We start from the raw sequence: 23,707 nt of genomic DNA on the forward strand, positions 1-23,707 counted from the left end.
AGGAAGTCCGAGTATATTCGGGATCAAAGACGTCCGGGAGCGCAGTTGGACTTGCGCTTTCGAGGCCGATGGCGGGCATTCCCCCTATGCAAAGGAGCATTCCATGGTGCGCGAACTTTCCCACTACATTGACGGCCAGAGGGTCGATGGCACCTCCACGCGCTTTGGCGATGTCTACAATCCTTGTACCGGCGAGGTCCAGGCCCGGCTTCCCCTGGCAAGTGCTGATGAGGTCAGGAACGCCATTGCGAGCGCGGAGAAAGGCCAGCTCGAATGGGGCGCCATGAACCCGCAGCGCCGCGGCCGGATCCTGCTGAAGTTCGTGGACTTGGTCAACGAGCACATGGACGAACTCGCCACGCTCCTTTCGTCCGAGCACGGCAAGACCTTCCCCGACGCCAAGGGTGATATCCAGCGCGGCATCGAGGTGGTGGAGTTCGCCGCCGGGGCACCGCACCTGCTCAAGGGCGAATTCTCGGACAACGCCGGCACCGGCATCGACGTCCACTCGCTGCGCCAGCCGCTCGGCGTCGTCGCGGGCATCACGCCTTTCAACTTCCCGGCCATGATTCCGCTCTGGAAGTCCGGCCCGGCGCTGGCGGCCGGCAACGCCTTCATCCTCAAGCCTTCGGAGCGCGACCCTTCGGTGCCGCTGCGCCTGGCGGAACTTTTCACCGAGGCGGGGTTGCCGGACGGCGTCTTCAACGTCATCAACGGCGACAAGGAAGCCGTGGATACCCTCCTCGAGGATCCGCGGGTGAAGGCTATCGGCTTCGTTGGATCCACGCCGATTGCCCAGTACATTTACGCCACGGCAGCGGCCCACGGGAAGCGCGCCCAGTGTTTCGGCGGCGCCAAGAACCACATGGTGATCATGCCCGACGCCGATCTTGACATGGCAGCGGATGCCCTCATCGGTGCCGGCTTCGGTTCCGCCGGCGAGCGTTGTATGGCGATTTCGGTGGCCGTGCCGGTTGGCCAGGAGACGGCGGACCAGCTCGTCTCGAAGCTGCAGGACCGCATCAAGGGCCTGAAGGTGGGCCCCAGCCTGGCTGCGGATTCGGACTTCGGACCTGTCGTGGCCGCCTCGGCGAAACACCGTATCGAGGGGTACATCCAGGCCGGCGTCGACCAGGGTGCCACGCTCGTCACCGATGGGCGCGACCTGAAGGTGGACGGCTACGCCGGAGGTTTCTGGGTGGGCCCCACCCTCTTCGACAACGTCACGAAGGACATGTCCATCTACAAGGAGGAGATCTTCGGCCCGGTCCTGAGCGTCCTCCGCGCAGCTGACTACGAAGAAGCGCTGCGGCTCTGCTCCGAGCATGAGTTCGGCAACGGCGTCGCGATCTTCACCCGCGACGGCGACGCTGCCCGCGACTTCGCGAGCCGCGTCGAAGTGGGCATGGTGGGCATCAACGTTCCCATTCCCGTCCCGATTGCGTACTACACGTTCGGCGGATGGAAGGCCTCGGGCTTCGGCGACCTCAACCAGCACGGCGCGGACGCGTTCCGCTTCTACACCAAGACCAAGACGGTCACCACCCGTTGGCCCTCCGGCATCCGCCAGGGCGCCAGCTTCGTGATGCCGGCCGGCAGCTGATGGCCGAGGTCCTGTTCGAGAAGCGCGGCCACCTCGGCGTCATCACCCTGAACCGGCCACAGGCCGTCAACGCCCTCACCGCCGGCATGGTGCACGCCATGCTGGAGCAGCTCACCGCGTGGGCGGAGGACGACGCCGTCAAGACCGTTCTGGTGCACGGCGCCGGGGACCGCGGACTATGCGCGGGTGGGGACATCGTGGCGATCTACGACGACATCCTGCGCCGCGGAGACCGGACCGCGGATTTCTGGGCTGCGGAATACCGCTTGAACTCACTCATTGCCCGGTACCCGAAGCCCTACGTGGCCTTCATGGATGGACTGGTCCTCGGCGGCGGGGTCGGGATATCGGCCCATGGCTCAGTCCGTGTGGTCACAGAGAGGACCCGCACGGGCATGCCGGAAACCACCATTGGTTTTGTGCCCGACGTCGGCGGGACCCTTCTGCTCTCCCGCTCGCCGGGGGAGTCCGGTACCCACGCCGCCCTCACGGGTGCCCATTTAAGCGGAGCTGACGCCTTGTTCCTGGGGCTCGCGGACCACTTCGTCCCGTCCGAAAGCCTGCCCGCGCTCGCGGAAGCGCTGGAAAGCTCGACGGCGGAGGCCGCCGTCGGGCGTTTCGCGCAGGAACCGCCGGCCTCGGCGCTGTCCGGCCAGCGCAAGTGGATCGACGACGCCTACGCTTCGGATGACGCCGAGGAAATCGTCGCGAGGCTGCGCAACGCCGGCGGGGAAGCCGCTTCAGCCGCCGAGACGATCGGGGCAAAGTCGCCTACAGCCGTGAAAGTCACCCTGGAATCGCTGCGGCGGGTCAAGGGGCTCTCCCTCGACGAGGCCTTGGAGCAGGAATACCGCGTTGGCGTGCGGTGCCTGGCCGGGCCTGATTTTCGCGAGGGGATCCGTGCCCAGGTGGTGGACAAGGACCGCAACCCGCAGTGGAAGCCGGCTTCCCTGGCGGAGGTGTCGCCGGCCGCCGTCGAGGGCTTCTTCGCGCCGCTCGGCGATCGTGAACTCAAACTTCATTCAAAGGAGTCCGACCATGTCTGACGCAGTTTCCGGCACCATCGCTTTCCTCGGCCTTGGCCACATGGGCGGCCCGATGGCCGTGAACCTTGTCAAAGCAGGGCATCACGTCGTCGCGTACGATCCCGTGCCGGCAGCACTCGAGGCGGCCCGTGAACACGGTATTGCCACGGTGGATTCCGCCCCGGAAGCGGTCGCGGGGGCCTCCGTTGTCCTGACCATGTTGCCCAGCGGCAAGCACGTCCTGGACGCCTACCGGGGAGTGGACGGAGCACCGGGCCTGCTCTCGGTAGCTGCGCCGGACACGCTGTTCCTCGACTGCTCCACGATCAACGTAGACGAGGCCCGCGAGGCAGCAGCCATTGCGCTGGAGGCTGGCCACCGCTCCGTGGACGCGCCGGTTTCCGGAGGCGTGGTGGGTGCCGAAGCCGGGACCCTGACCTTCATGGTGGGGGCACTGCCCGAGGACTTCGAAACGGTGAAGCCGATCCTGGAACTCATGGGCCGGAGGATCGTGCACTGCGGCGACCACGGAGCCGGGCAGGCCGCCAAAGTCTGCAACAACATGATCCTGGGCGTTTCCATGATTGCCGTCAGCGAGGCGTTCGTGCTGGGCGAGAAGCTGGGCCTCACTCACCAGGCGTTGTTCGACGTCGCCTCCAACGCCTCGGGGCAGTGCTGGGCGCTGACCACTAACTGCCCGGTTCCCGGACCGGTTCCCACGAGCCCGGCCAACCGCGACTACCAGCCCGGATTCGCCGGAGCGCTCATGGCCAAGGACCTGCGGCTCGCGGTCAACGCGCTTGAGAGCACCGGAGTGGACGGGCAAATGGGACACCTCGCCTCGAGGATTTACGACGCTTTCGCCGCCGAAGGCGGAGCCGGGCGCGACTTCTCCGGCATCATCACGGACATCCGGGACAAGTCCGCCAAGTAGCCTTGGCGGGTAGGTCATTTCCGGGGGTCCACAACGTGGGCAACCGACACAACTGAGCAACCGACAAAAGGGGCACGGCTTGGCGCAGCAGTACGAAAACATCCTGGTGGAACTCCGTGGACGGGTAGGCCTGGTGACCCTGAACCGGCCGAAGGCGCTCAACGCGTTGAACCAGGCCACCATGAATGAGATCGTGGCCGCCGTGTCGGACATGGATGCGGATCCCGGGGTGGGCGCCGTGGTGATCACCGGCTCGGAGAAGGCCTTCGCGGCCGGCGCCGACATCAAGGAGATGGCATCCAAGGGGTACATGGAAATGTACGCCGCCGACTGGTTCCGCGCCTGGGAAAACCTCACGCGCCTGCGCATTCCCGTGATTGCCGCGGTGTCCGGTTTCGCCCTCGGCGGGGGCTGCGAACTTGCCATGATGTGCGATTTCATCATTGCCGGGGACAACGCCAAGTTCGGCCAGCCGGAAATCAACCTCGGCGTCATTCCGGGCATGGGCGGCTCGCAACGGTTGACCCATGCCGTGGGCAAGGCCAAAGCGATGGACATGATCCTCACCGGGCGGTTCATGGACGCCAATGAAGCCGAGCGGGCGGGACTCGTTTCCCGCGTCGTGCCGGCCGCATCCGTGGTGGAGGAGGCCCTGGAGGCCGCCAAAGTGATCGCGTCCAAGTCCAAACCGGTTGCCATGGTGGCCAAGGAAGCCGTCAACGCAGCCTTCGAAACCGGCCTCTCCCAGGGTGTCCTGTTCGAGCGCCGGATCTTCCACTCATTGTTTGCCACCGAGGACCAAAAAGAAGGCATGGCGGCGTTCACCGAGAAGCGCCAGCCGGAGTTCAAGCACCGCTAGTCCCGAGCTCGACCGGGTATTCGAGCGCGTGGCCGTATTGGGACCACCCTCCGGTGAAGAGCCGCCCTTGTCCGAGGCCGGCGTGCTCCAGGGCTAAAAGATTGTGGCAAGCCGTTACTCCGGACCCGCAATAGCTGATCACGTTCTCGGCCGATGTGATGCCCGCCGTAGCGAAGATGCGCAGCAAATCGGCCTTGCTGCGCAGTTTCCCGTTGGGGTCCAGGTTCTCCCTGCACGGGACGTTCCGCGCGCCGGGCACATGCCCGGGCCTTGGATCGATGGGGTCCTGCCTGCCCTCGAATCGGTCGCGGTTGCGTGCGTCCACGGCGAGGTTTGATTCGATCGAGAGCTCGTGGATCTCCGCCAGGCGGTTCCTGGGCCACGGTTGTGCGGTGAAATCACCTGCGGGCCTCGAAGGATGTTCGGTTTCCAAGGGCCCTTCATAGTTCGCCAACCCGCCATCCAGCAGAGCGGAGCTGTGGCCTGTGGCGCGCAGCATCCAAACCAAGCGTGCGGCGATGACTCCGCCGGCGTCGTCGTATGCCACCACGATGTCGTCGTCGCTGATTCCCACTTCCCGCATCCCAAGGGCAAAATCTTCCGGCGGGGGGAGCGGGTTTCTTCCCTTGAGAGGCGATCCCTCAGCCGAGAGCCATCGATCCAGGTCGACAAAAACGGCACCGGGGATGTGCCCGCCGTCGTACGCCGCCCGGCCCGAGCGCCCGTCGAGGTACCAGCGCACATCGGCCAGTACCACGCGGCGACCGTTTTGAGATAACCATTCGACGTCGACAAAGGGTTCCACGGCTGAGCTCATGGCCACAATGCTACGTGTGAGTCTCACTATTTGATATATGAATCTCGCAATGTGGTCAAGAGGTGGTGGGCCTACGCCGGCGGGGTTCAGTCCGTGAAGTCGCCCGCCGCCTTGCGGAAGTCTCCCAGTACGCGGATCAGGTGCTCGACGTCTTCGTCCCCGAAACCGGACTGGCCGAACACCTCGTTGTTGAGTGCCGTCGTCGCGCGCTTCGCGAGGGTGCGGCCCTCCGCGGTGAGCTCGATCAGCGTGGTGCGCCCGTCAGTGGGGTGCGGGGAGCGGACCACGAGGGCTGCCTTTTCCAGACGGTCGACGGCGTTGGTCACCGACGTCGGATGCACCTGGAGCAGCGCGCTGGCCTTGTTCATGGGCAACGCGCCGCTGCGGGCGAAACTCAGTAGCGCCAGGAGCTCGTAGCGCGCGAAGGTCAGGCCGAATGGTTTCAAGACCCCCTCGATCCGCGCCAACAGGATCTGCTGCGTGCGCATGATCGCGGTGATGGCCGCCATGGGCGCGGCGACGTCGCCCCAGCCGTGGCGTTCCCAGTTTCGCTGGGCGTCGGCGATGGGGTCGCGGGGGAGTGGGCTGCCCACGGTACCTCCTGACATTGCTTGGCTGCCTATTCTTTCAGACTCGGGAACTCGTCCTCGGTGTACTCCACACCCAGGCCGGCCGGCAGCGGACCATCGCCATGGCGGGCCACCTCCGTGCCCCGAAGTTCGACGCGCCTGATCTTGCCGGAAATCGTCTTGGGCAGTTCGCCGAATTCGAGCCGCCGGATGCGCTTGAATGGCGCCAAATGCTGCCGGCAGTATCTGAGGATGTCCTCCGCCACAGCCGGGCCGGGCTCGTAGCCGGCGGCGAGCACCACGAACGCTTTGGGCACCGAAAGCTTCACCGGATCCGGAGAGGGCACGACGGCGGCCTCCGCCACCGCGGGGTGTTCGATCAGGACGCTTTCGAGTTCGAAAGGGGACAAGCGGTAGTCCGATGACTTGAAGACATCGTCCCCGCGGCCCACGTAGGTAATGACGCCGTTCCCGTCCCGGCTGGCCATGTCGCCCGTGTGGTAATAACCGTCGCGGAAGGCCTCGGCCGTCTTTTCCGGGTCGCCGAAGTAGGACTTCATGAGCCCCACGGGGCGGGGGTCCAGGCGCAAGCACAGCTCGCCGTCGTCGGCCTCTTCGCCAGTGGCAGGGTCAACGAGCACCACGTCGTAGCCCGGCAGCGGCCGTCCCATGGAGCCTGTCTTGACCGGCTGCCCCGGAGTGTTCGCGACCTGGACTGTTGACTCTGTCTGGCCGAAGCCGTCGCGGATGGTTTGGCCCCAGGCCCTCTCCACCTGCCCGATCACCTCGGCGTTGAGCGGTTCGCCCGCTGAAACCACCTTGGTGGGCGGGGTTTTGAGCAGGGTCAGGTCGGCCTGGATGAGCATGCGCCATACTGTGGGCGGGGCGCAGAAACTCGTGACTCCTTCGCGGCCCATCTGTTCCATGAGGGCCTTGGCATCGAAGCGGTCGTAGTTGTAGACGAAGACGCAGGCCTCGGCGATCCAGGGCGTGAAAACGTTGGACCACGCGTGCTTGGCCCAACCGGGGGACGCCACGTTGAGGTGGACGTCTCCAGGCTCCAGGCCGATCCAATACATTGTGGAGAGGTGCCCGACCGGATACGAGGTGTGGGTGTGCTCCACCAGCTTCGCCCGCGACGTAGTGCCCGAGGTGAAGTAGAGGAGCATGGTTTCGTCGGCGACGGTGGGGGCGTCCGGGACGAACGTCGTCTCTGCGGAACCCGATTCGACATACTGAAGGGCACCGGGGGTCTGGCCGTCGCCCACTTCAATGAGGGTGTAATCGCCCGGGACCTCGGCGAACTTGGCGATATTGGCGCTTCCGACGGCGGCCCAGCGGGCGCCGCCGCGTTCCACGCGATCCGCGATGTCGCGTGGGCCCATGAGCGTGGTGGTGGGGATCAGGACCGCGCCGAGTTTGATCCCGGCGAGCATGAGTTCCCACAGTTCCACCTGGTTGCCGAGCATGATGATCATGCGGTCTCCCCGACGGACGCCCTTGGCTTGGAGCCAGTTGGCGAGCTGCGAGGACCGTGCGGAGAGCTCGGCGAAGCTGCGGCGGGTGGAGCTGCCGTCCTGCTCGACGATGACGAGCGCAGGGTTGTTGGCCATGGCGGGATTGGCTGCGATCTGGTCGAACCAGTCGAGGGCGAAGTTGAACTCGCTGAAGCGGGGCCACTGGAATTCGCTGTGTGCGCGGGAGTAGTCGGTGCGCAGCTCAAGGAGCCGGTCGCGGGCTGCACGGAAGTCGTCGGTGACTGTCATTGTCTGCCTTTCGCCCTGCGTGGAATGGGTAAACGCGGACCGGGAAGGGGCTGCCCGTGTGATCCGCCTCACCTGCAATATACTAGGACATCCAAGGGTTTGGAAGAGGCAGCCGTGCGGTGGTGCGTCCCGTCACGCAGGGCAGGCTTTTGTGGAATGACGACGGCGGCGCCCCCCGCTACGGCGCGGCAGACCGCCGTCGTGCGCTGCAAAAAGTCGCTCGGCGTGACGGCGGCGCGCCGGTTCAGGCGATTGCTATTTCCACCACGTGTCGAAAATCGTGACCGGAACGGTGCGCTTGTGCCGCGTGCGCAGGTACTTCTGTTCGATGGTCTCCGCGACCTCGTCGGAGACGTCCCGGCCTTCGAGGTAGTCGTCGATCTGGTCGTACTTGATGCCGAGCTCGTCCTCGTCGGTGCGGCCGGGCGTGCCGTCCAGGAGGTCGGCCGTGGGGACCTTGTCCCAAATGCGGGACGGGGCGCCCAGCTCGGCGAGGAGTGCACGGTTCTGCCGTTTGTTGAGGCCGAAGAGCGGCAGGATGTCCGCGCCGCCGTCGCCGAACTTGGTGAAGAACCCGGTGACGGATTCGGCTCCATGGTCCGTGCCGATCACCAGGTAGTTGTGCTCGCCGGCGAGGGCGTACTGGGCGGTCATGCGGGCCCGGGCCTTCGTGTTTCCCTTGTGGAAATCCGAGATGCGCGCGCCCGTGGTCTTTTCGAACTCATCCTCGAAACCGTCCACTGCGCGCGAGATGTTGAATGTCCATTCGGTCTTGGCCTGGATGAAGTCGAGCGCGGCCTGGGCGTCGTCCTCATCGTGCTGGGTGCCGTAAGGGAGCCGGACGGCCACGAAGTTCGCCTCGACGCCCTCGGCCTCAAGCTCTTGGACGGCCAGCTGGGCAAGCCGGCCGGCAAGGGAAGAGTCGAGTCCGCCGGAAATGCCGAGGACAAAGCCCTTGGTGTGTGTGGCCTTGAGGTATTCCTTCAGGAACGTGACGCGTTTGCGGACCTCCTCGGCAGGGTCGATCCGGGGCTGGACGCCCATTTCCGCAATGATCGTGGCCTGGAGTGTGCGCATGTCCCCAACACTAGTAACCAGTACTTGAAACACTCAACTGTGTCACCTCAAGTCCGCCAATCGAGGAACGCTCGCTCAGATGATGTGAGCGAGGGTCGCGCCAAAACGCACTATAAGTGAGCGAGCGTCCTGGGAGGGGCTCCGCCGTCGTGTGTCCGGGCTGTTTGTCACCACCCCCTGAGCTACTTCGACGATCGCTCGCTCAGATATGGGCGCCAATCGAGGAACGCTCGCTCAGATGATGTGAGCGAGGGTCGCGCCAAAACGCACTATAAGTGAGCGAGCGTCGGTGGGGATTACGACGGCGCGGTGCCCGTCGATGCCCGGACCGTGAGGTGCGTGGGCATGACCGCCAGGCGCCGGCTGGTGCCGCCATATTGGGGATTGAGCCTGGACAACAGCATGGAGACGGCCACTCGCCCGGCCTGTTCAATGGGCGACGCCATGGTGGTCAGGGGAGGGTTGCAGAAATCGGCTCCGAAGATGTCGTCGCAGCCCACAATGCTCATGTCATCGGGCACCCGAATACCGCGTTCGCGCAGGCGCTGCAGCATTCCGATGGCCAGCAGGTCGTTGAAGACGATGCACGCAGTGGCCCCAGTGTGCACTGCGGCGTCCGCTGCGGCCGCTCCGGAGGTGGTCTTGGGCGCGAACGGCCCCACGCTGAACGTGGTCAGCTTCCGCTCGGTGGTTTCGTCCTGGAATGCCTGCCACCGCTTGGCATTGGACCAGGACGTGGCCGGGCCTCCTACAAAGCAAATACGTGTGTGCCCCAGCGAGACCAGATGTTCCAGCGCCTGGATGATGGCCGACGGCGTATCGATCACCACGGTGGGTGCGATGGCCGGAGCCCGGTTGATGGTGACCAAAGGCTGCTGTGCCGCCGCCTCGGCCAGCTGCGCATCCGTCAGGCGGGACGCGGCAAGAATGAATCCGTCTGCCGAGCGGCGCATTTTCTGCAGGGCATCTGCTTCCATCTCCGCTGATTCCTCGGTGTCTACGAGCAATTGCGTGTAGCCGGCGGCCTTCAACTGGTGCTGCGCCCCACGGATGATGTCGAAGTAGAACGGATTGGTGATGTCCGGAACCAGGACGGCAACTGTCTGGGTGCGTCCGGAGCTGAGCCCGCGGGCCTGGGAGCTTGGAATGTAATTCAGTTGCGCGGCCGCTTCTTCGATCCGCTCGCGCGTTACCCGGTTCACTCGGCCGGGATTGCTCAGGGCCCTCGAGACTGTTGATGTTGCCACTCCCGCAAGCTCCGCGACATCGCGGATAGTGGGCTGCCTGCCTGGTGACTGGAGCTGGAGTTCTGCCATCGCCTAGGTGTTCCTCATCTGCCGCAGCCGCTCTTCAACGAGTGACTTGTCCCACAATTGCAGCACCGATGACAATTTTTGGCAATCGCTTGTCATCGCTGTTGCGCTTCCCTAGACTCGGAGAAATCACCCGATGTGACGCGCACCACGCCAATGAGGCCATCGGGTCTCCAGGGAGGAAAACAATGAAGTTTGCATCGTCCGCCAAATTTGCCGCTGTTGTCGTAACAGCCGCCCTAGCTTTGACCGCTTGCGGAGGCGGCACCAGCAGCTCCGGGGGGAGCGCCGGACCCGTTGACGGAAAGGGCAAGAAGCTGAGCGTCCTGGTCAACTCCAACGCAAACTATCCGGCACAGCAGAAGCAGTGGTTCACGGATATTGCCGCCAAGTTCAAGGCACAGACCGGCGCCGACGTCGAATTCGAAACGTTCGCGTCGGGAAATGACGAACTCACACGGATCCAGACCTCCGTGGTGTCGGGTCAAGGCCCGGACGTCTATAGCCTCGGCACCACCTTCACGCCCACGGCCTATGCAACCAAGGCCTTTGTGACCTTGTCCGATGACGACTGGAAGAAGGTGGGCGGTAAGGACCGGTTCAACCAGGCAGCTCTGGGCATCTCCGGCCCGGACGCCCAGCACCAAGCGGGGATTCCGTTCGTCAGCCGGCCGTTCGTGATGGCCTACAACAAGGACATCCTGAAGGCGGCGGGGATCGATAAGCCCGCCACCAGCTGGGACGAGCTCGCAGCCCAGGCCAAGAAGATGACCAACCCGGCCACCGGAACTTTTGGGCTCGCTACCGGGTACAAGGACAACTTTGATCCGTGGAAATTCATCTGGGCCATGTCCGTCCAGGCAGGCAACCCGCTCGTGGACGGCAAGACTCTCAAGCTCGACGACCCGACGGTCAAGAAGGCTTACGAAACGTACTTCGGATGGCTCACCAAAGACAAAGTTGTCGATCCGGCGTCTGTTGGCTGGAGTAACAGCAACGCCCTGGCGGCATTTGCGAGTGGCAAGGCCGGTTATCTGATGATGACGACCTCGAGTTCCGTCCCGACGCTTGAGAAGTCCGCTGTCGCCGGTAAGTACGCTTACACGGCCATGCCGACGACGGCCCCGGGCCAGACGTCTCCGCAGGGCGACGCCGCGAATGCGGCGAGCATCCTCTCCGGTGACAACGTGGTTGTCGCCGATTACTCGAAGCAAAAGGACCTGGCCTTCGCTTACATCAACCTCATCACGTCCAAGGACGAGCAGCTGAACTACCAGAAGATCTTCGGAGATCTGCCCGCCAATGCCGAGGCGCTGAAGTCTCTGAATAACCCGATACTCCAACCGGTTGCCGATACCGCCGCCAAGTCCAAGGCAACGCCCTTCACCGGCGCTTGGGGCGACATCCAGTTGGCCCTCGTCAACGTAGTGGTCCAGTCGATCCCTGATCTCTCCAAGGGGTCCGTGGACGATTCGAGCCTCCAGACGCGCCTCAAGGACGCACAAACCAAGGGCCAGGCCTCACTTGACCGGGCATCGAAGTAAGTAGGAACTGACATGTCCACCGATTCACTGACTGCGGGCAAGTCCACGCGCCGCAAGTCGTCCCGCGCTGCCAAGCCGGACCCGCAGTCACCGAATGACACTTCCCGGCGTCGCAAGGGGCTGAGCGAACGCAACCGCCCCTTGTGGATGCTGATTCCAGGCGGCCTGCTGATGACAATCATCATCGTGGTGCCGCTCCTGCTCGGAATCTTCATGTCGGGGCTGGACCTGGACCAGTATTCGCTGCGCAAGTGGGTCAGCGCTCCGTTCATCGGAGTCCAGAACTTCGTCGAAGCGCTGACCGCATCGCCTTTGCTGCACGCCATCTGGCTCAGCGTCAGCTACTCCTTGCTCGCCATGGTGGTCACTATCCCGCTCGGCATCGCCGGGGCAGTCGCCACCCAGAACGCGTTCAAGGGCCGGGCAGTGATCCGTTCCATCTTCCTAATCCCCTACGTCCTCCCTTCCTTCGTGGTGGCGACGGTGTGGCGGACCATGTTCCAGCCGGGCAGCGTCATCGACTCCATGCTGCATTCGGTGGGCATCGACCCCGGACTGTGGCTCAACGGTCCCCAGTCGTATTGGACGCTCATCCTTGTCCAGATCTGGGCGTCGTGGCCGTTTGTCTACCTGCTGGCTTTGTCCGGGCTCCAGTCCGTGGACCATGAGGTCCACGAGGCCTCGGCCCTTGACGGCGCCCTGTGGTGGAACAAGCTCCGCTACGTGGTGTTCCCTTACCTGAAGGGTCCGCTCTCCTTGGCATTCCTGATCGGCATGCTGCACCACATCAACAACTTCACCTTGCCGTTCGTCCTGTTCGGGGTACCTGCTCCGTCCGATGTGGAACTGCTCCCGATCCTCACCTACGTCACCAGCTTCCAGAGCTTCCGGTTCGGGCTCAGCGCGGCCATGGCGTTCATCTCGCTGATCCTGATCGCGATTCCCTTGTTCGTCTATCTGCGTGCCGTCAAACTCGACGACGCCGAAACACCCGGAGGCAAAAAGTGAGCACCGCAACTACCGCCGTCGGACGCAAATCGAACGAGGACTTCCGTCCGGGCTCCAAGCGCCAGCATGAAGTCACCCGGCTCATGCCAGGGCCGATGCTCGCCATCATCCTGACTCTGTTGTGTGCCCTGGTGCTGATTCCGGTGGCGTACATCTTCCTCGCGTCCGTGAACTCGGACATCGGCGTGGCCAGGGGCGAGTTCTTCCCGTCCAGTTTCTCCTTTGAGAACTACTCGACCATCTGGACGAGCGTTGGACTGGCCACCGGCTTGGCCAACAGCGTGCTTGTGGCCGGTTCCACCGCCGTTGTCTCCGCGCTCATGTCGATCGCCACCGCCTACGTCCTGGTCCGCTACCAGTTCCGCGGCCGCTTGACGATCCTTCGCGGGCTGCTAGGACTCCAGTCGGTTCCCGGCACCCTCATGGTCCTTCCGGTCTTCGTCCTGTTCTCTTCGTCCGCCACCTATCTGGGCATCCAGGTCATCGGCACGCAGTGGGGCTTGTTCATCACCTATTTGACGTTCGCGATGCCGTTCTCCACCTGGGTGATGGTCACCTATCTGCGCGGCCTGCCGCGCGAACTCGAAGAAGCGGCAAGGATCGACGGTGCCAGCAACCTGGGCGTGCTGGTGCGGATCATCCTCCCGCTGAGCTGGCCCGGCGTCGTCGTTTCCGGCATTTTCGCCTTCCTGCTCGGCTGGAACGACGTCCTGTTCGCCTCAGTCATGACGCGGCCGGAAAGCCAGACCGCCGCCGTCGCGCTCCAGGTCTTCGGCGCCTCGCAGGAAGGCGGCGCGATTCCCTTCTACGGCCAGATGATGGCAGCTTCACTTGTGTGTGCTGCCCCGGTGGTCATCCTGTACCTGATTTTCCAGCGTTACCTAGTGGGCGGCCTGACCGCCGGAGGAGTCAAGTAACTATGAGCACGCCAGCTGTTGAATGGGAGCTCTCGGGCTTCGGCGACGAGATCGACGACGACCCCAAGATCCAGATTGCCGTGATGCAGGCATTGGGAGCCAAGCACATTGAGGTCCGCAGCGCCTGGGGCACCAACATCGTGGATCTGGACGACGCACAGCTTCGTGAATTGAAGTCCTTGCTGGATGCCGCGGACATGAAGGTTTCCGCGATCGCCTCGCCGATCGGGAAAGTGGATGTTTCCCTCCCCGTCGAGCACGAGGTGGAAAGGCTCCGCCGGGCAGTCAACGCGGCACAGGTCCTGGAATCCCGCTACATCCGGATCTTCTCCTTCTACTACGGCGAGGACGTGGCGGTGGAGAGCATCCGGGAGGCGGTCATCGAACGCATGCGTGCCCTCGCGGACGTGGCGGAAGAGTCCGGCGTCGTTCTTCTGCACGAGAACGAGAAGGACATCTACGGCGACATCCCCGAACGGGTCCTGGACATCATCGAAACCGTGGCCTCTCCCGCGCTGAAAGTGGCTTGGGATGCCGCGAATTTCGTCCAGGTGGGCGTCAAGCCTTTCGAGGACGGCTACGCCAAGCTCCGCCCGCACCTTGAGTACCTGCAGGTGAAGGATGCCTTGTTCTCGAACGCCCACGTGGTCCCGGCGGGCGAGGGCGACGGCGATGTGCTCCGCACTGTCGAGGCCTTGAAGGCCGACGGGTACACGGGTTTCGCGAGCCTCGAGCCGCACTTGGCCGGCGCCCACGGACTGGGCGGTTTCTCCGGCCCGACGGCGTTCGGGATCGCAGCGAGGGCATTCGCGAAAGTCCTCAATGAAGCAGGAGTTGAGACGAAGTGAGCGAGGCCTCAAACGCTTCCGGCGCGGAGATCCGGGCCGCAATCGTAGGGTGCGGCGTGATCGGCCGCACCCACTCGGCCGCGGTCCGCGAATTCCCGGAGATCGTCATCACGGCCCTTGTGGATGTGGTTTCCGAGGCTTCCGAGGCGCTCGCCACCAAGATCGAAGCCCAGGGCGACCCGAGGCCGGCAGTCTTCCCGACTCTCGCCGAGGCGCTCGCCGCTGTACCCGTGGACCTGGTCATCGTCTCGACGCCCAGCGGGCTGCATATCCAGCAAGCGCTGGAAGCGCTCGACGCCGGCAAGCACGTGGTGATCGAAAAGCCCCTTGACGTTGACTTGGTCAAGGCGGACGAAATCCTGGCCGCGGCCAAAGCTGCCGAGGCCAAGGGCTTGGTGGCCACGGTGATCAGCCAGCACCGCTTCGATCCGGCCAGCCGGGTGGTGGACGAGGCCCGCCGAGCCGGACGCTTCGGTACGCTGACCTCGGCCGTCGCCTCGGTCAGCTGGTGGCGGAGCCAGGGCTACTACGATTCGGGCGCATGGCGCGGAACCTGGGCCATGGACGGCGGAGGCGCCATCATGAACCAGGGCGTGCACACCGTGGACCTGCTCTTGTGGTTCCTCGGCCGGCCCCTTGAGATCAGCGCCAAGACCGCCCTTCTCGCCCACGAAGTTGTTGAAGTGGAGGACACCGCCGTAGCTACCGTCACCTTCGAGTCCGGGGCCCTTGCCGTGCTGCACGCGACGACGGCGGCGTACCCTGGCTTGACGGTCCGCCTCCAGGTGATGGGCAGCAAGGGTTCCGCAGTGATCGACAACGACGACCTCGCGTACTTCCACGCATCAGACGCCGCCGATCCTTCGGAGAGCAGTGCGATGGGCATCCTCGGCGGCGGGAACCAGGCCGCCGTCGAGCTCGCCAAATACCCTGACGACACCGTCGAAGCACTGGATCCCACGGTGTACCCGGCTGGACATGTCCGGCAGTACCGCGACATCGTCGCGGCGATCCGGGAAGGACGCCCCGCGGGCGTTACCGTCCGGGACGCCGTGACCGCCTTGGCCACGGTGCGCGCCCTGTATGTCTCGGCAACCCTGGGCCAGCCGGTGCTGATCGACGATGTCATAGCGGGCAAGTACAACAACGTGGAGGTCCGTACCGGCGGGGCCGCTTCCCACCCGGACGCCCGCGAGGAGGTATCGGCATGAAGTTCTCCGTCTTCACCGCATCCACGCCCGAATGGTCGCCGCAGGAAGCCGCCACCAAGCTCGCCGCCCAAGGGTGGGACGGCATCGAATGGCGGGTCACGGACCAGGCAGAGGCAGCAGAACCGGGCTTCTGGGCAGGGAACCGTGCCACCTGGCCCATGACGGGCCTGGAAGATTCGATCCCGGAGATTGCCCGGCTCACCGCCGATTCAGGGTTGGAATTCTCCGGCCTCGGCGGCTACGCCCGCTGCGACAACCACGACGACGTCGATCGGGTCCTCGCGGCGACAGCGGCCTTGGGTGCCAGGCAGGTCCGGGTGAACGTGCTGCCGCTGGGCAACTCGAACATGGGCGGCCCCGAACCCACAGGCCTGCCCTACCCGGAACTCTTTGCCGCCACCCGGGAACACTACGAGTGGGTTGCTTCCCGTGCAGCACACCACGGCGTCAAAGCCCTCGTGGAACTGCACCATGGAACCGTGACGGCGTCGGCCTCCTCGGCCCGTCGATTTGTTGGAAGGCCTGGATCCGCGGCATGTCGGCGTTATCCACGACCTCGGCAATCTGCTGATCGAAGGCTGGGAATCACCCTTGCCAGCACTCCAGCTCCTCGGCCCCTATTTGGCACATGTCCATGTGAAGAACGCCCGCTGGGTCCGAACCGACTCGAAAGACGATTCGGGTGCGGCCGTGTGGGTCAACGAATGGGCCCCTCAGCCGAGGGCCAGGCGAGTGTCCTCGCCTACTTCCGGGCGCTCGCTGACGTCGGCTACGACTCCTGGGTCACGCTGGAGGACTTTTCCACCGAGCTTCCCTTGGAGGAACGGACGGCGTCCAACTTGGCTTATGTCCGCAAGGCAGCCGCCTTGGCGGGGTTCGCCGTCGTCGATCCCGCTTCTGCATCCTGACCGGGCGTCCACGCCTAAACACAGCAGCCGCTTGCCTTTAGGAGGCAAGCGGCTGCTGTGTTGTTTAGAGGTTGCTCAGATGGTGCGCGGTGCCTTCGCCAGGTTGTCCTTGAGTTCGGCAGCGTTCTGCCGCACCACGTAGGCCGGGCGGTCACGCTCCACGCGCCAGCTCTCATCGAGCGGGCCGATGTTGACGGTGTCGAAACCGAACTCGTCGTAGAGCTTCGCCACGAGTTCCGCCGCCTCGGGGTAGTCGCTGGCGGTGGCCAATGCGCGGCGGTTCTCGGCGCCTGACGGGGAGCCGTCAGTGCCGATCTCCTTCGCCATGATGTGGTTGAAGCCCTTGGCCACCTTGGACGTGGGCAGGTGCTTCTGCAGCAGGCCCGACGTGGTGGCCTCGCCCTTGTCGAGCTCCGGGATGCGGCCGTCCCGCTCCCAGTAGTAGTTGTTCGTGTCGATCACAATCTTGCCCGCGAGCGGTTCCACGGGAATGTCCTGGTAGCTCCTGAGCGGAACGGTCACGACGGCGAAATCGCCCGCCGCTGCTGCCTCGGCCGGTGTTGCGGCCCGGGCATGTTCGCCAAGCTCCGCCACCAGTTCCGCCAGGGTTTCCGGTCCCCGCGAGTTGCTGATCACTACGTCATAGCCAAGCTCGACTGCTTTGCGGGCGACTTGGCTGCCAATGTGTCCTGCACCGATGATTCCGATTGTTGTCATATGTGCGGGAACACCGCCTCCCGCGCAGATATTTCACAGGTTACGGCGGGTGACGTGCCGGCGCCGTGGACAGTGCATGACGCTCGCCATTCCCTTGCGTCGAACGGCTTTACGTAGAATGGGCACCATGACTCCCGCTGTTGACACTGCCGCTGCCCGTGCCCGCCTCCTTGAATTGATCAAAGAACTGGCGGTTGTCCGCGGCAAGGTGATCCTTTCCAGTGGTGCCGAGGCGGACTACTACATCGACTTGCGGCGCATCACCCTCCACCACGAGGCTTCGAAGCTTGTTGGCCAGGTGATGCTCTCCATGATCGACGACGCCGGAATCGCCGTTGAGTGCGCCGGTGGCCTGACGATGGGTGCGGACCCGGTCGGGACCGCCGTGATGCACGCCGCGGCCGACGCCGGCCGCGCGGTTGACGCTTTCGTGGTGCGCAAGGCCCAGAAGTCCTACGGCATGGGCCGCCAGGTTGAGGGTCCCTCGGTGGAAGGCCGGAACGTCGTGGTTCTCGAGGACACCTCCACCACCGGCGGCTCGGCACTGACCGCCGTCGAGGGCGTCCGCAAGGCCGGTGGCAACGTGGTGGCCGTGGCCGTCATCGTGGACCGCAACACGGGCGCCAAGGAAAAGATCGAGGCCGAAACCGGCGTGCCGTACCTCTTCGCCTTCGGCAAGGACGAGCTGGGACTCGACTAACTCTGCCAAGGCCGGGCGGGTTTGAGGGGACCGTGTGCCCGTCCGCCGAAGCGCCTAAGCTGGCTGCGTGAACTATCGGGCGGGGAAATTCCCTCGGAGGCAGCAGCGCTGGCAGGACCCGGGCTCCCTTGCCCGGGTGCTCCGCCAAGCCGCCGAGCTGAAGAGCTTTTCCCGCCGTTCCTTCCTGATTGGAGCCGGTGCTTCCACGGCCCTCGCAGCGGACATGCTGTTCACCCGCCAGGTCCAGGCGGAACGCCGCACCACCAAGATCCTCCCGGTAGGGGACGATTTCGCGGAGTCGTACTACCCCAACTCGAGTTGGATCCTCTTTCCCGGCTATAAGACGAGCTGGGAAGAGGCCCAATGGATCCTCAACTCGATCCGCGGTTCGCTCCGGCAGCGCGGCCAGATGGCCGCCGTCGGATACTCCAACCTGGGGATGGAAGTCACTGATGTGGTGGACGCTGTGCTCGCCTATATCAATGAGCGCAAGCTGAACACCCTGTATTTCTACGGCCACAGTTTCGGCGGGATGTTGGCCACTGAGGTGGCCGCACGCCTGCGTGAACGCAACGTCAGCGTCAAGCTGATCCTGTTGGATTCCTCGCCGTTCAGTAAGTACGACATCCTCGACCAAAGCTGGTTCGACGGCGTCGTGTTCTTGTACGAGAGCGGCTTCCAAGTTCCGTCAGTCCTCCGCGGCGGCTATGAGCTGGGCGAGCGCGTGGTGAACAAGCACGAACGCACATGGGGGCAGATCTGGGACCAAACCTTGGAGCAGCTCTCGCCGATCGCGCCGTCGAGCGTGCTGATCCAGAGCGAATCGGACTACATCTACCACTTTGACGGCACACGGTTTGTCGACGGGCTGGGAGACACCCGCATGGCCTTTATCGGAAACCCGAACGATGACACCGTGAACTACGAAACCGCCCGGGCCGCGTGGGCCAAGGCATTCCCCCTCAACATCGCGTCCACGGGCCGCAGGACCGACGGCGCCCGCCCCGCCCATGCGAGCCCGCAGTGGAATCCCTTTATCTACAATCCGATCATTGAGGACCTGGAGAACGAGCTGTTTCCGCTGCCCCGGGCCGGCTCGCGGGTGGTGTTCTACTGACGGTGCCTCCCTACCTGCGCCGCAGTCCGTCCAGCTCGGAACCGCTGAGGCCTGCGACGCGCAAGTAATCCGCCGCGTCGCCGAACTCGTGCCCGAAACGGTCCAGGAAGTATTCCATCGCGGCTTCGGGGGATTGCAGCAGCATGAGCGAGGGACTGAATGCCTCCTCCGGAACCTCGGGGACAGCCAGCCGCCAAGCTGCTGACATGGTTTCCAGCATTGTGGGGAGGGCCGCGGTGCTTGCGGCGTAGTCCGCCACGACGGCCGCGCGGTCAGCGCCCGTCGCGAGGAGCGCCAGAGCGGATACGACGCCGGTGCGATCCTTGCCGAGCGAGCAGTGGATGAGCGTCCGCTTGCCTTGGGCCGCGGGACGCAGCGATTCGGCCACCCAATCCGGGCGGGCGCGAACCCACCCAAGGTACAGCTCGCCAAGGTCTTCGGCCGTGTGGATCGATTGGAGCCCAGCAGAAGCGGTACGCGGATCGAGGGGGTTCTCCACGAGCTCCACCGCGCCGTTGGCAAGTTGCCAGGGCACGATGGCGCGCTCGTACGCGCTCCGGAGATCCACGACGGCCTGGATGCCATGACGTTCCAGGAACGCGGCCGTCGCCGCGGTGTCCATGCCAAATGGCTGGCTGCCCCTCAGGATACGGCCACCGGCCAGGGACCGGAGGTTCAGCACAGCCATGGCACCGGCCCTTCTTCTTAGATCTGGTTTTTGAGGTCCGCTACCGAGTTCAGGACCTGGTTCGGCCGGAACGGGAAGGCCGCGATGTCCTCCCGCTGGGTGATGCCGCTGAGCACCAGGACCGTGTGCAGCCCGGCTTCCATGCCCGCGATGATGTCGGTGTCCATGCGGTCACCGATCATTGCCGTGGTCTCGGAGTGCGCGTCGATCTGGTTCATCGCGGAACGGAACATCATGGGGTTCGGCTTGCCCACAATGTAGGGCTCGCGGCCGGTCGCCTTGGAGATGAGCGCGGCGATGGCGCCGGTGGCGGGCATCGGCCCGTCCTTCGAGGGACCGGTGGCATCCGGGTTGGTGGCGATGAAACGCGCCCCCGCGAGGATCAGCCGGATGGCCATGGTGATCGCTTCGAAGGAGTAGGTGCGGGTTTCGCCGAGCACCACGAAGTCCGGGTTCTGGTCGGTGAGGATGAAGCCGGCCTCGTGCAGCGCCGTCGTGAGCCCTGCCTCACCGATGGTGTAGGCGCGGTTCCCGGACTCGGAGCCCTGCACCTGGTCCTTGAGGAACTGGGCCGTGGCCAGGGCCGATGTCCAGATGTTCTCTTCCGGGATTTCCAGGCCTGAGGAGCTCAACCGGGCTGCCAAGTCCCGCGGCGTGAAGATGGAGTTGTTCGTGAGGACGAGGAATCGCTTGGAGGTGTCCACCCAGCGCTGGATCAGTTCAGCCGCTCCGGGAACAGCTTGGTTTTCGTGGACAAGGACACCGTCCATGTCCGTGAGCCAGCATTCGATTTCGTGTCCGTTGCGGTAAAGGGCTGAGCTCTTGGGGGCCTCGGTTGCGTTCTCCATGCTTTTCCTCCGCGTAGTGGCTGCTTCTCGTCCCAAGTCTTTCATCTTTCGGTCTCCGAGACACCCGGGTGTCCTGCGTTACGGGGCCGGGTATCGGCGCCGCATGCGGCACTGGCCGGGCTAGGGTTGAGGAGTGACTGACCGGCCCCAGAACCCTGCCCCCACCGACCCGTCGTTCGTCTCCTCTAGCGAAGGGGAGTCCGAAGCGAAACCGGAGGTCGGCGTCGGGCCCTGGGAAGGCGACTGGCCGGAAGGCGAGCAGTGGGACCCGGACCTCCTGGCGGACGGCGACCGCCGCAATGTCGTGGACAAGTACCGGTACTGGAAGCACGAGGCGATCGTCGCGGACCTGGACGCCCACCGGCACGATTTCCACATTGCCATTGAGAACTGGCAGCACGACCTGAACATCGGCACCGTAGTGCGTACGGCCAACGCGTTCCTCGCCAAGGAGGTCCACATCATCGGACGACGCCGGTGGAACCGTCGCGGCGCCATGGTCACCGACCGCTACCAGCACGTCCGCCACCACCCCACCGTGGAGGATTTCGTGGAGTGGGCGCAGGGGGAGGGGCTGGCCATCATCGGCATCGACATCTTCCCCGATTCCGTGCCGCTGGAAACCTACGAACTTCCGCGCAACTGCGTCCTTGTGTTCGGGCAGGAGGGCCCCGGCCTGACTCCCGAGGTGCACGACGCCGCCGTCGCCACTTTGTCGATTGAGCAGTATGGTTCCACGCGGTCCATGAACGCGGCGTCGGCCGCGGCCATCGCGATGCACGCGTGGATCCGCCGGCACAACTTCGGCCAGCGCGTGTCTTGAGTCAGCCCGTCCTGAGAGGACCCGGCGGCAAAAGGTCCGCAAGTGTTACCCGTCTCCGTGACCGGAAACACGGTGTCGGATTCTTCAGTCGCTAGGATGGTGCCTAGCCGTATAGGTCTACTCCAGGGTCAACAAAACCCACAGACGAAAATCAGCATAGGAGTCAGCATGCCCATCGCAACCCCAGAGATTTACTCCGAGATGATCGACCGCGCGAAGGCCGGTGGATACGCGTTCCCGGCAGTGAACGTGACCTCGTCGCAGACCCTGAACGCCGCCATCCGCGGCTTTGCCGAGGCCGAATCGGACGGCATCATCCAGGTCTCCACCGGTGGTGCTGCCTACTGGTCCGGCGCCTCCGTCAAGGACATGGTTGCCGGCTCCTTGGGTTTCGCGGCTTTCGCCCGCGAAGTCGCCAAGAACTACAACGTGAACATCGCCCTCCACACGGACCACTGCCCGCAGGACAAGCTGGCTGATTTCGTCCTGCCGCTGCTGGCCGCTTCCGAGGAAGCCGTCAAGGCCGGCAAGGACCCGATCTTCAACTCGCACATGTGGGACGGTTCGCACGAGACCCTGTCCGAGAACCTGCGGATCGGCCGCGAACTCCTGGAACGCGCAGCTGCGGCCAAGATCATCCTCGAGGTTGAAATCGGCACGGTCGGCGGCGAGGAAGACGGCGTCGAGAACGAGATCAACGAGAAGCTCTACACCACCACCGAAGACGCCCTCGCCACCATCGAGGCACTCGGCGCCGGCGAGAACGGCCGCTACCTGACCGCCCTGACCTTCGGCAACGTGCACGGCGTGTACAAGCCGGGCAACGTCAAGCTCCGCCCCGAACTGCTCAAGCAGATCCAGGCCGAGGTCGGTGCCAAGATCGGCAAGACCAACCCGTTCGACCTCGTCTTCCACGGCGGCTCCGGCTCCACCGAGCAGGAAATCGCTGACGCTGTTTCCTACGGCGTCATCAAGATGAACATCGACACCGACACCCAGTACGCGTTCACCCGCCCGGTTGCCGGACACATGTTCTCGAACTACGACGGCGTCCTGAAGGTCGACGGCGAAATGGGCAACAAGAAGACCTATGACCCCCGCGTCTGGGGAGCCTCCGCCGAAGCCGGCATGGCTGCCCGCATCGTGGAAGCCGCAAAGCAGCTCGGTTCGGTAGGCAAGACCTTCTAATGTCCGACGAATTCCGCAAGAACCTGATGGGCCCGGAGCCGACGCTTCTCCCTGCCGAGACCGAGGTGTACCAGCACCTTGCCTTGGGGCAGGAGGCCCTGGACCTCGTGGCCAAGTACCCCACGTCTTCGTTGCTGTGGGCGATCCTGGCCGAAGAAGCCTGGGCTGACGGCCGGACCATCGATTCCTATGCGTATTCCCGCGTGGGTTACCACCGCGGACTGGATTCGCTGCGGCGCAACGGTTGGCGCGGCGTCGGGCCCATCCCGTGGGAGCACGAGCCTAACAGGGGATTCCTGCGCGCCCTGTACTCCCTCGGCCGGGCGTCGGCTGCCATCGGCGAGGCTGAGGAACCGGAGCGGATCGAGAAATTCCTGAACGACTCCGATCCCGCCGCGAAGGCAGCGATCGAAGGCTAGGACAAGTGAATTAAACGCCGACGGCGGCCTCCCACTCAGGTGGGCGGCCGCCGTCGCGCTTTCCCCACCCAACTAACTCGCAGTTAATGTCGTTATGAGGCGTCATAACGACAACAAATGCGAGTCAGTTGGGTCGGGCGGGTCCTAGGAGACCGGGGTGAGGCCGGTCCGGGCCATGGCCTCGGCGTAGGCGCCATGAATGAGGTCCAGGTACTCCTGCTGGCGCGTGGGGGAGCCGGCGAAGGAACGCCCACCGAGCGAGCGGACCTTGAATGTCTTGAAGCCGCGGCGGTGGATGCTCTGCGGAGCAGCCTTCATCAGCTGGTCTGCCAATCGATGGGCTTCATTGCCGTGGGCTACCAGCACGGACGTGCGCGGCACGATCGCCAGCAGGCGCAGGAGCGGTTTGAGGCCTTCGGTGATGTTGGCAGGAGTCAGCTTGCCCGGTTCGCCGTCGGGCTCGATCCACGGGTAGACGTTCCACGGCATCATGAGTTCGGGACGAAGGCCCAACTGCCACTGCATGCCCACCATGCGGGTGGTGGCATCCGCGTCACCCGGGACGATGAAGCCCGAGCCCTCCGTGGTGCGGGTGTTGGAGAAAAGGCTGATGATGCGGCACTCGTCAACGCTGTGGACGGGGTCCACGTAGAGGACTTCGCTGCCCGGCTTCTGTTCTTTGAGGGAATCGCAAAGCCCCGTGACCTCGGCGATGTGGGGTTCGAAACGTCGGTTCCAGAGCTGCTCTTCGCGTGTTTCAGTCGCCAGGTCTTGCATATGGGCTTGGGTCTCCTACGTGTAGCGAGGC

Annotated in this window: 24 protein-coding genes; 15 read left to right on the forward strand and 9 right to left on the reverse strand. The window is 64.5% G+C overall.

Annotated features, from left to right (window positions below):
* Positions 1 to 103: 103 nt before the first annotated feature.
* From AB4068_RS08780 to AB4068_RS08795, 4 genes are all read left to right on the forward strand, one after another.
* Positions 104 to 1,603 (forward strand): CoA-acylating methylmalonate-semialdehyde dehydrogenase, encoded by a 1,500-nt coding sequence (locus AB4068_RS08780; protein ID WP_284991241.1) that lies wholly within the window; start codon positions 104 to 106, stop codon positions 1,601 to 1,603.
* Complete coding sequence (locus tag AB4068_RS08785; RefSeq protein WP_306964096.1) at positions 1,603 to 2,649, forward strand: enoyl-CoA hydratase/isomerase family protein; 1,047 nt, start codon at positions 1,603 to 1,605, stop codon at positions 2,647 to 2,649. The genes AB4068_RS08780 and AB4068_RS08785 overlap by 1 nt, the downstream gene beginning before the upstream one ends.
* Positions 2,642 to 3,562, forward strand: coding sequence for a 3-hydroxyisobutyrate dehydrogenase (gene mmsB, locus AB4068_RS08790; RefSeq protein WP_284764097.1), 921 nt, complete (start codon positions 2,642 to 2,644; stop codon positions 3,560 to 3,562). The genes AB4068_RS08785 and mmsB overlap by 8 nt, the downstream gene beginning before the upstream one ends.
* Positions 3,563 to 3,641: 79 nt before the next feature.
* Positions 3,642 to 4,421, forward strand: coding sequence for an enoyl-CoA hydratase (locus tag AB4068_RS08795; protein ID WP_307052885.1), 780 nt, complete (start codon positions 3,642 to 3,644; stop codon positions 4,419 to 4,421).
* Here AB4068_RS08795 and AB4068_RS08800 read toward each other — a convergent pair.
* From AB4068_RS08800 to AB4068_RS08820, 5 genes are all read right to left on the reverse strand, one after another.
* Positions 4,408 to 5,238 (reverse strand): sulfurtransferase, encoded by an 831-nt coding sequence (locus tag AB4068_RS08800; RefSeq protein ID WP_441433177.1) that lies wholly within the window; start codon positions 5,236 to 5,238, stop codon positions 4,408 to 4,410. The two genes, AB4068_RS08795 and AB4068_RS08800, sit on opposite strands and share 14 nt — an antisense overlap.
* An 86-nt stretch (positions 5,239 to 5,324) precedes the next feature.
* The gene (locus AB4068_RS08805; protein ID WP_306964104.1) at positions 5,325 to 5,831 is read right to left on the reverse strand and encodes a MarR family winged helix-turn-helix transcriptional regulator; all 507 of its coding nucleotides are present in this window, start codon (positions 5,829 to 5,831) and stop codon (positions 5,325 to 5,327) included.
* 26 nt (positions 5,832 to 5,857) lie between these two features.
* On the reverse strand, positions 5,858 to 7,573 hold the full coding sequence (locus AB4068_RS08810; protein WP_284991246.1) for an AMP-binding protein: 1,716 nt from the start codon (positions 7,571 to 7,573) through the stop codon (positions 5,858 to 5,860).
* A gap of 255 nt (positions 7,574 to 7,828) precedes the next feature.
* Positions 7,829 to 8,650, reverse strand: a complete 822-nt coding sequence (nadE, locus tag AB4068_RS08815; protein WP_059388495.1) for an ammonia-dependent NAD(+) synthetase — start codon at positions 8,648 to 8,650, stop codon at positions 7,829 to 7,831.
* Positions 8,651 to 8,946: 296 nt separating this feature from the next.
* The gene (locus AB4068_RS08820; protein ID WP_441433178.1) at positions 8,947 to 9,966 is read right to left on the reverse strand and encodes a LacI family DNA-binding transcriptional regulator; all 1,020 of its coding nucleotides are present in this window, start codon (positions 9,964 to 9,966) and stop codon (positions 8,947 to 8,949) included.
* A 185-nt stretch (positions 9,967 to 10,151) separates the two neighbouring features.
* On the opposite strand from AB4068_RS08820, the gene AB4068_RS08825 reads away from it, so the two are divergent.
* From AB4068_RS08825 to AB4068_RS08850, 6 genes are all read left to right on the forward strand, one after another.
* On the forward strand, positions 10,152 to 11,507 hold the full coding sequence (locus AB4068_RS08825) for an ABC transporter substrate-binding protein (RefSeq protein WP_441433179.1): 1,356 nt from the start codon (positions 10,152 to 10,154) through the stop codon (positions 11,505 to 11,507).
* A gap of 12 nt (positions 11,508 to 11,519) precedes the next feature.
* On the forward strand, positions 11,520 to 12,515 hold the full coding sequence (locus tag AB4068_RS08830; RefSeq protein ID WP_332602486.1) for a carbohydrate ABC transporter permease: 996 nt from the start codon (positions 11,520 to 11,522) through the stop codon (positions 12,513 to 12,515).
* Between the two features lie 83 nt (positions 12,516 to 12,598).
* Positions 12,599 to 13,432, forward strand: a complete 834-nt coding sequence (locus AB4068_RS08835; RefSeq protein WP_307052942.1) for a carbohydrate ABC transporter permease — start codon at positions 12,599 to 12,601, stop codon at positions 13,430 to 13,432.
* Positions 13,433 to 13,434: 2 nt separating this feature from the next.
* Positions 13,435 to 14,280 (forward strand): sugar phosphate isomerase/epimerase family protein, encoded by an 846-nt coding sequence (locus AB4068_RS08840; RefSeq protein WP_284988621.1) that lies wholly within the window; start codon positions 13,435 to 13,437, stop codon positions 14,278 to 14,280.
* A complete protein-coding gene (locus AB4068_RS08845) occupies positions 14,277 to 15,491 on the forward strand; it encodes a Gfo/Idh/MocA family protein (protein ID WP_441433180.1) in 1,215 nt (404 codons plus the stop codon). The genes AB4068_RS08840 and AB4068_RS08845 overlap by 4 nt, the downstream gene beginning before the upstream one ends.
* Positions 15,488 to 16,399 (forward strand): sugar phosphate isomerase/epimerase family protein, encoded by a 912-nt coding sequence (locus AB4068_RS08850; RefSeq protein WP_441433181.1) that lies wholly within the window; start codon positions 15,488 to 15,490, stop codon positions 16,397 to 16,399. Before AB4068_RS08845 ends, AB4068_RS08850 begins: the two co-directional genes overlap by 4 nt.
* Positions 16,400 to 16,474: 75 nt before the next feature.
* On the opposite strand, the gene AB4068_RS08855 is transcribed toward AB4068_RS08850, so the two are convergent.
* Positions 16,475 to 17,116, reverse strand: a complete 642-nt coding sequence (locus AB4068_RS08855; protein ID WP_284988624.1) for an NADPH-dependent F420 reductase — start codon at positions 17,114 to 17,116, stop codon at positions 16,475 to 16,477.
* Positions 17,117 to 17,243: 127 nt separating this feature from the next.
* Here AB4068_RS08855 and pyrE point away from each other — a divergent pair, with 127 nt between their 5' ends.
* Together pyrE and AB4068_RS08865 are read left to right on the forward strand one after the other, a co-directional pair.
* On the forward strand, positions 17,244 to 17,816 hold the full coding sequence (gene pyrE / locus AB4068_RS08860) for an orotate phosphoribosyltransferase (protein ID WP_268023778.1): 573 nt from the start codon (positions 17,244 to 17,246) through the stop codon (positions 17,814 to 17,816).
* A 67-nt stretch (positions 17,817 to 17,883) separates the two neighbouring features.
* Positions 17,884 to 18,933: a thioesterase domain-containing protein gene (locus tag AB4068_RS08865; RefSeq protein WP_441433182.1), complete on the forward strand. Its 1,050-nt coding sequence runs from the start codon at positions 17,884 to 17,886 to the stop codon at positions 18,931 to 18,933.
* Between the two features lie 10 nt (positions 18,934 to 18,943).
* On the opposite strand, the gene AB4068_RS08870 is transcribed toward AB4068_RS08865, so the two are convergent.
* Together AB4068_RS08870 and AB4068_RS08875 are read right to left on the reverse strand one after the other, a co-directional pair.
* Positions 18,944 to 19,621, reverse strand: coding sequence for a tyrosine-protein phosphatase (locus AB4068_RS08870; RefSeq protein ID WP_059388501.1), 678 nt, complete (start codon positions 19,619 to 19,621; stop codon positions 18,944 to 18,946).
* 17 nt (positions 19,622 to 19,638) lie between these two features.
* Positions 19,639 to 20,469, reverse strand: a complete 831-nt coding sequence (locus AB4068_RS08875; protein WP_113990628.1) for an HAD-IIA family hydrolase — start codon at positions 20,467 to 20,469, stop codon at positions 19,639 to 19,641.
* Positions 20,470 to 20,602: 133 nt separating this feature from the next.
* On the opposite strand from AB4068_RS08875, the gene AB4068_RS08880 reads away from it, so the two are divergent.
* From AB4068_RS08880 to AB4068_RS08890, 3 genes are all read left to right on the forward strand, one after another.
* A complete protein-coding gene (locus AB4068_RS08880) occupies positions 20,603 to 21,292 on the forward strand; it encodes a TrmH family RNA methyltransferase (RefSeq protein ID WP_441433183.1) in 690 nt (229 codons plus the stop codon).
* Positions 21,293 to 21,388: 96 nt separating this feature from the next.
* Positions 21,389 to 22,480 carry a class II fructose-bisphosphate aldolase gene (gene fbaA / locus AB4068_RS08885; protein ID WP_268819367.1) on the forward strand — a complete coding sequence of 364 codons (1,092 nt, stop codon included), beginning with the start codon at positions 21,389 to 21,391 and terminating at the stop codon, positions 22,478 to 22,480.
* On the forward strand, positions 22,480 to 22,899 hold the full coding sequence (locus tag AB4068_RS08890) for a DUF3151 domain-containing protein (protein ID WP_059388503.1): 420 nt from the start codon (positions 22,480 to 22,482) through the stop codon (positions 22,897 to 22,899). The genes fbaA and AB4068_RS08890 overlap by 1 nt, the downstream gene beginning before the upstream one ends.
* Positions 22,900 to 23,043: 144 nt before the next feature.
* On the opposite strand, the gene AB4068_RS08895 is transcribed toward AB4068_RS08890, so the two are convergent.
* The gene (locus AB4068_RS08895) at positions 23,044 to 23,676 is read right to left on the reverse strand and encodes a hypothetical protein (protein WP_059388504.1); all 633 of its coding nucleotides are present in this window, start codon (positions 23,674 to 23,676) and stop codon (positions 23,044 to 23,046) included.
* Positions 23,677 to 23,707: the final 31 nt, after the last annotated feature.

This window comes from Arthrobacter sp. 2RAF22 (genome assembly GCF_052115325.1).
GTDB lineage: Bacteria > Actinomycetota > Actinomycetes > Actinomycetales > Micrococcaceae > Arthrobacter.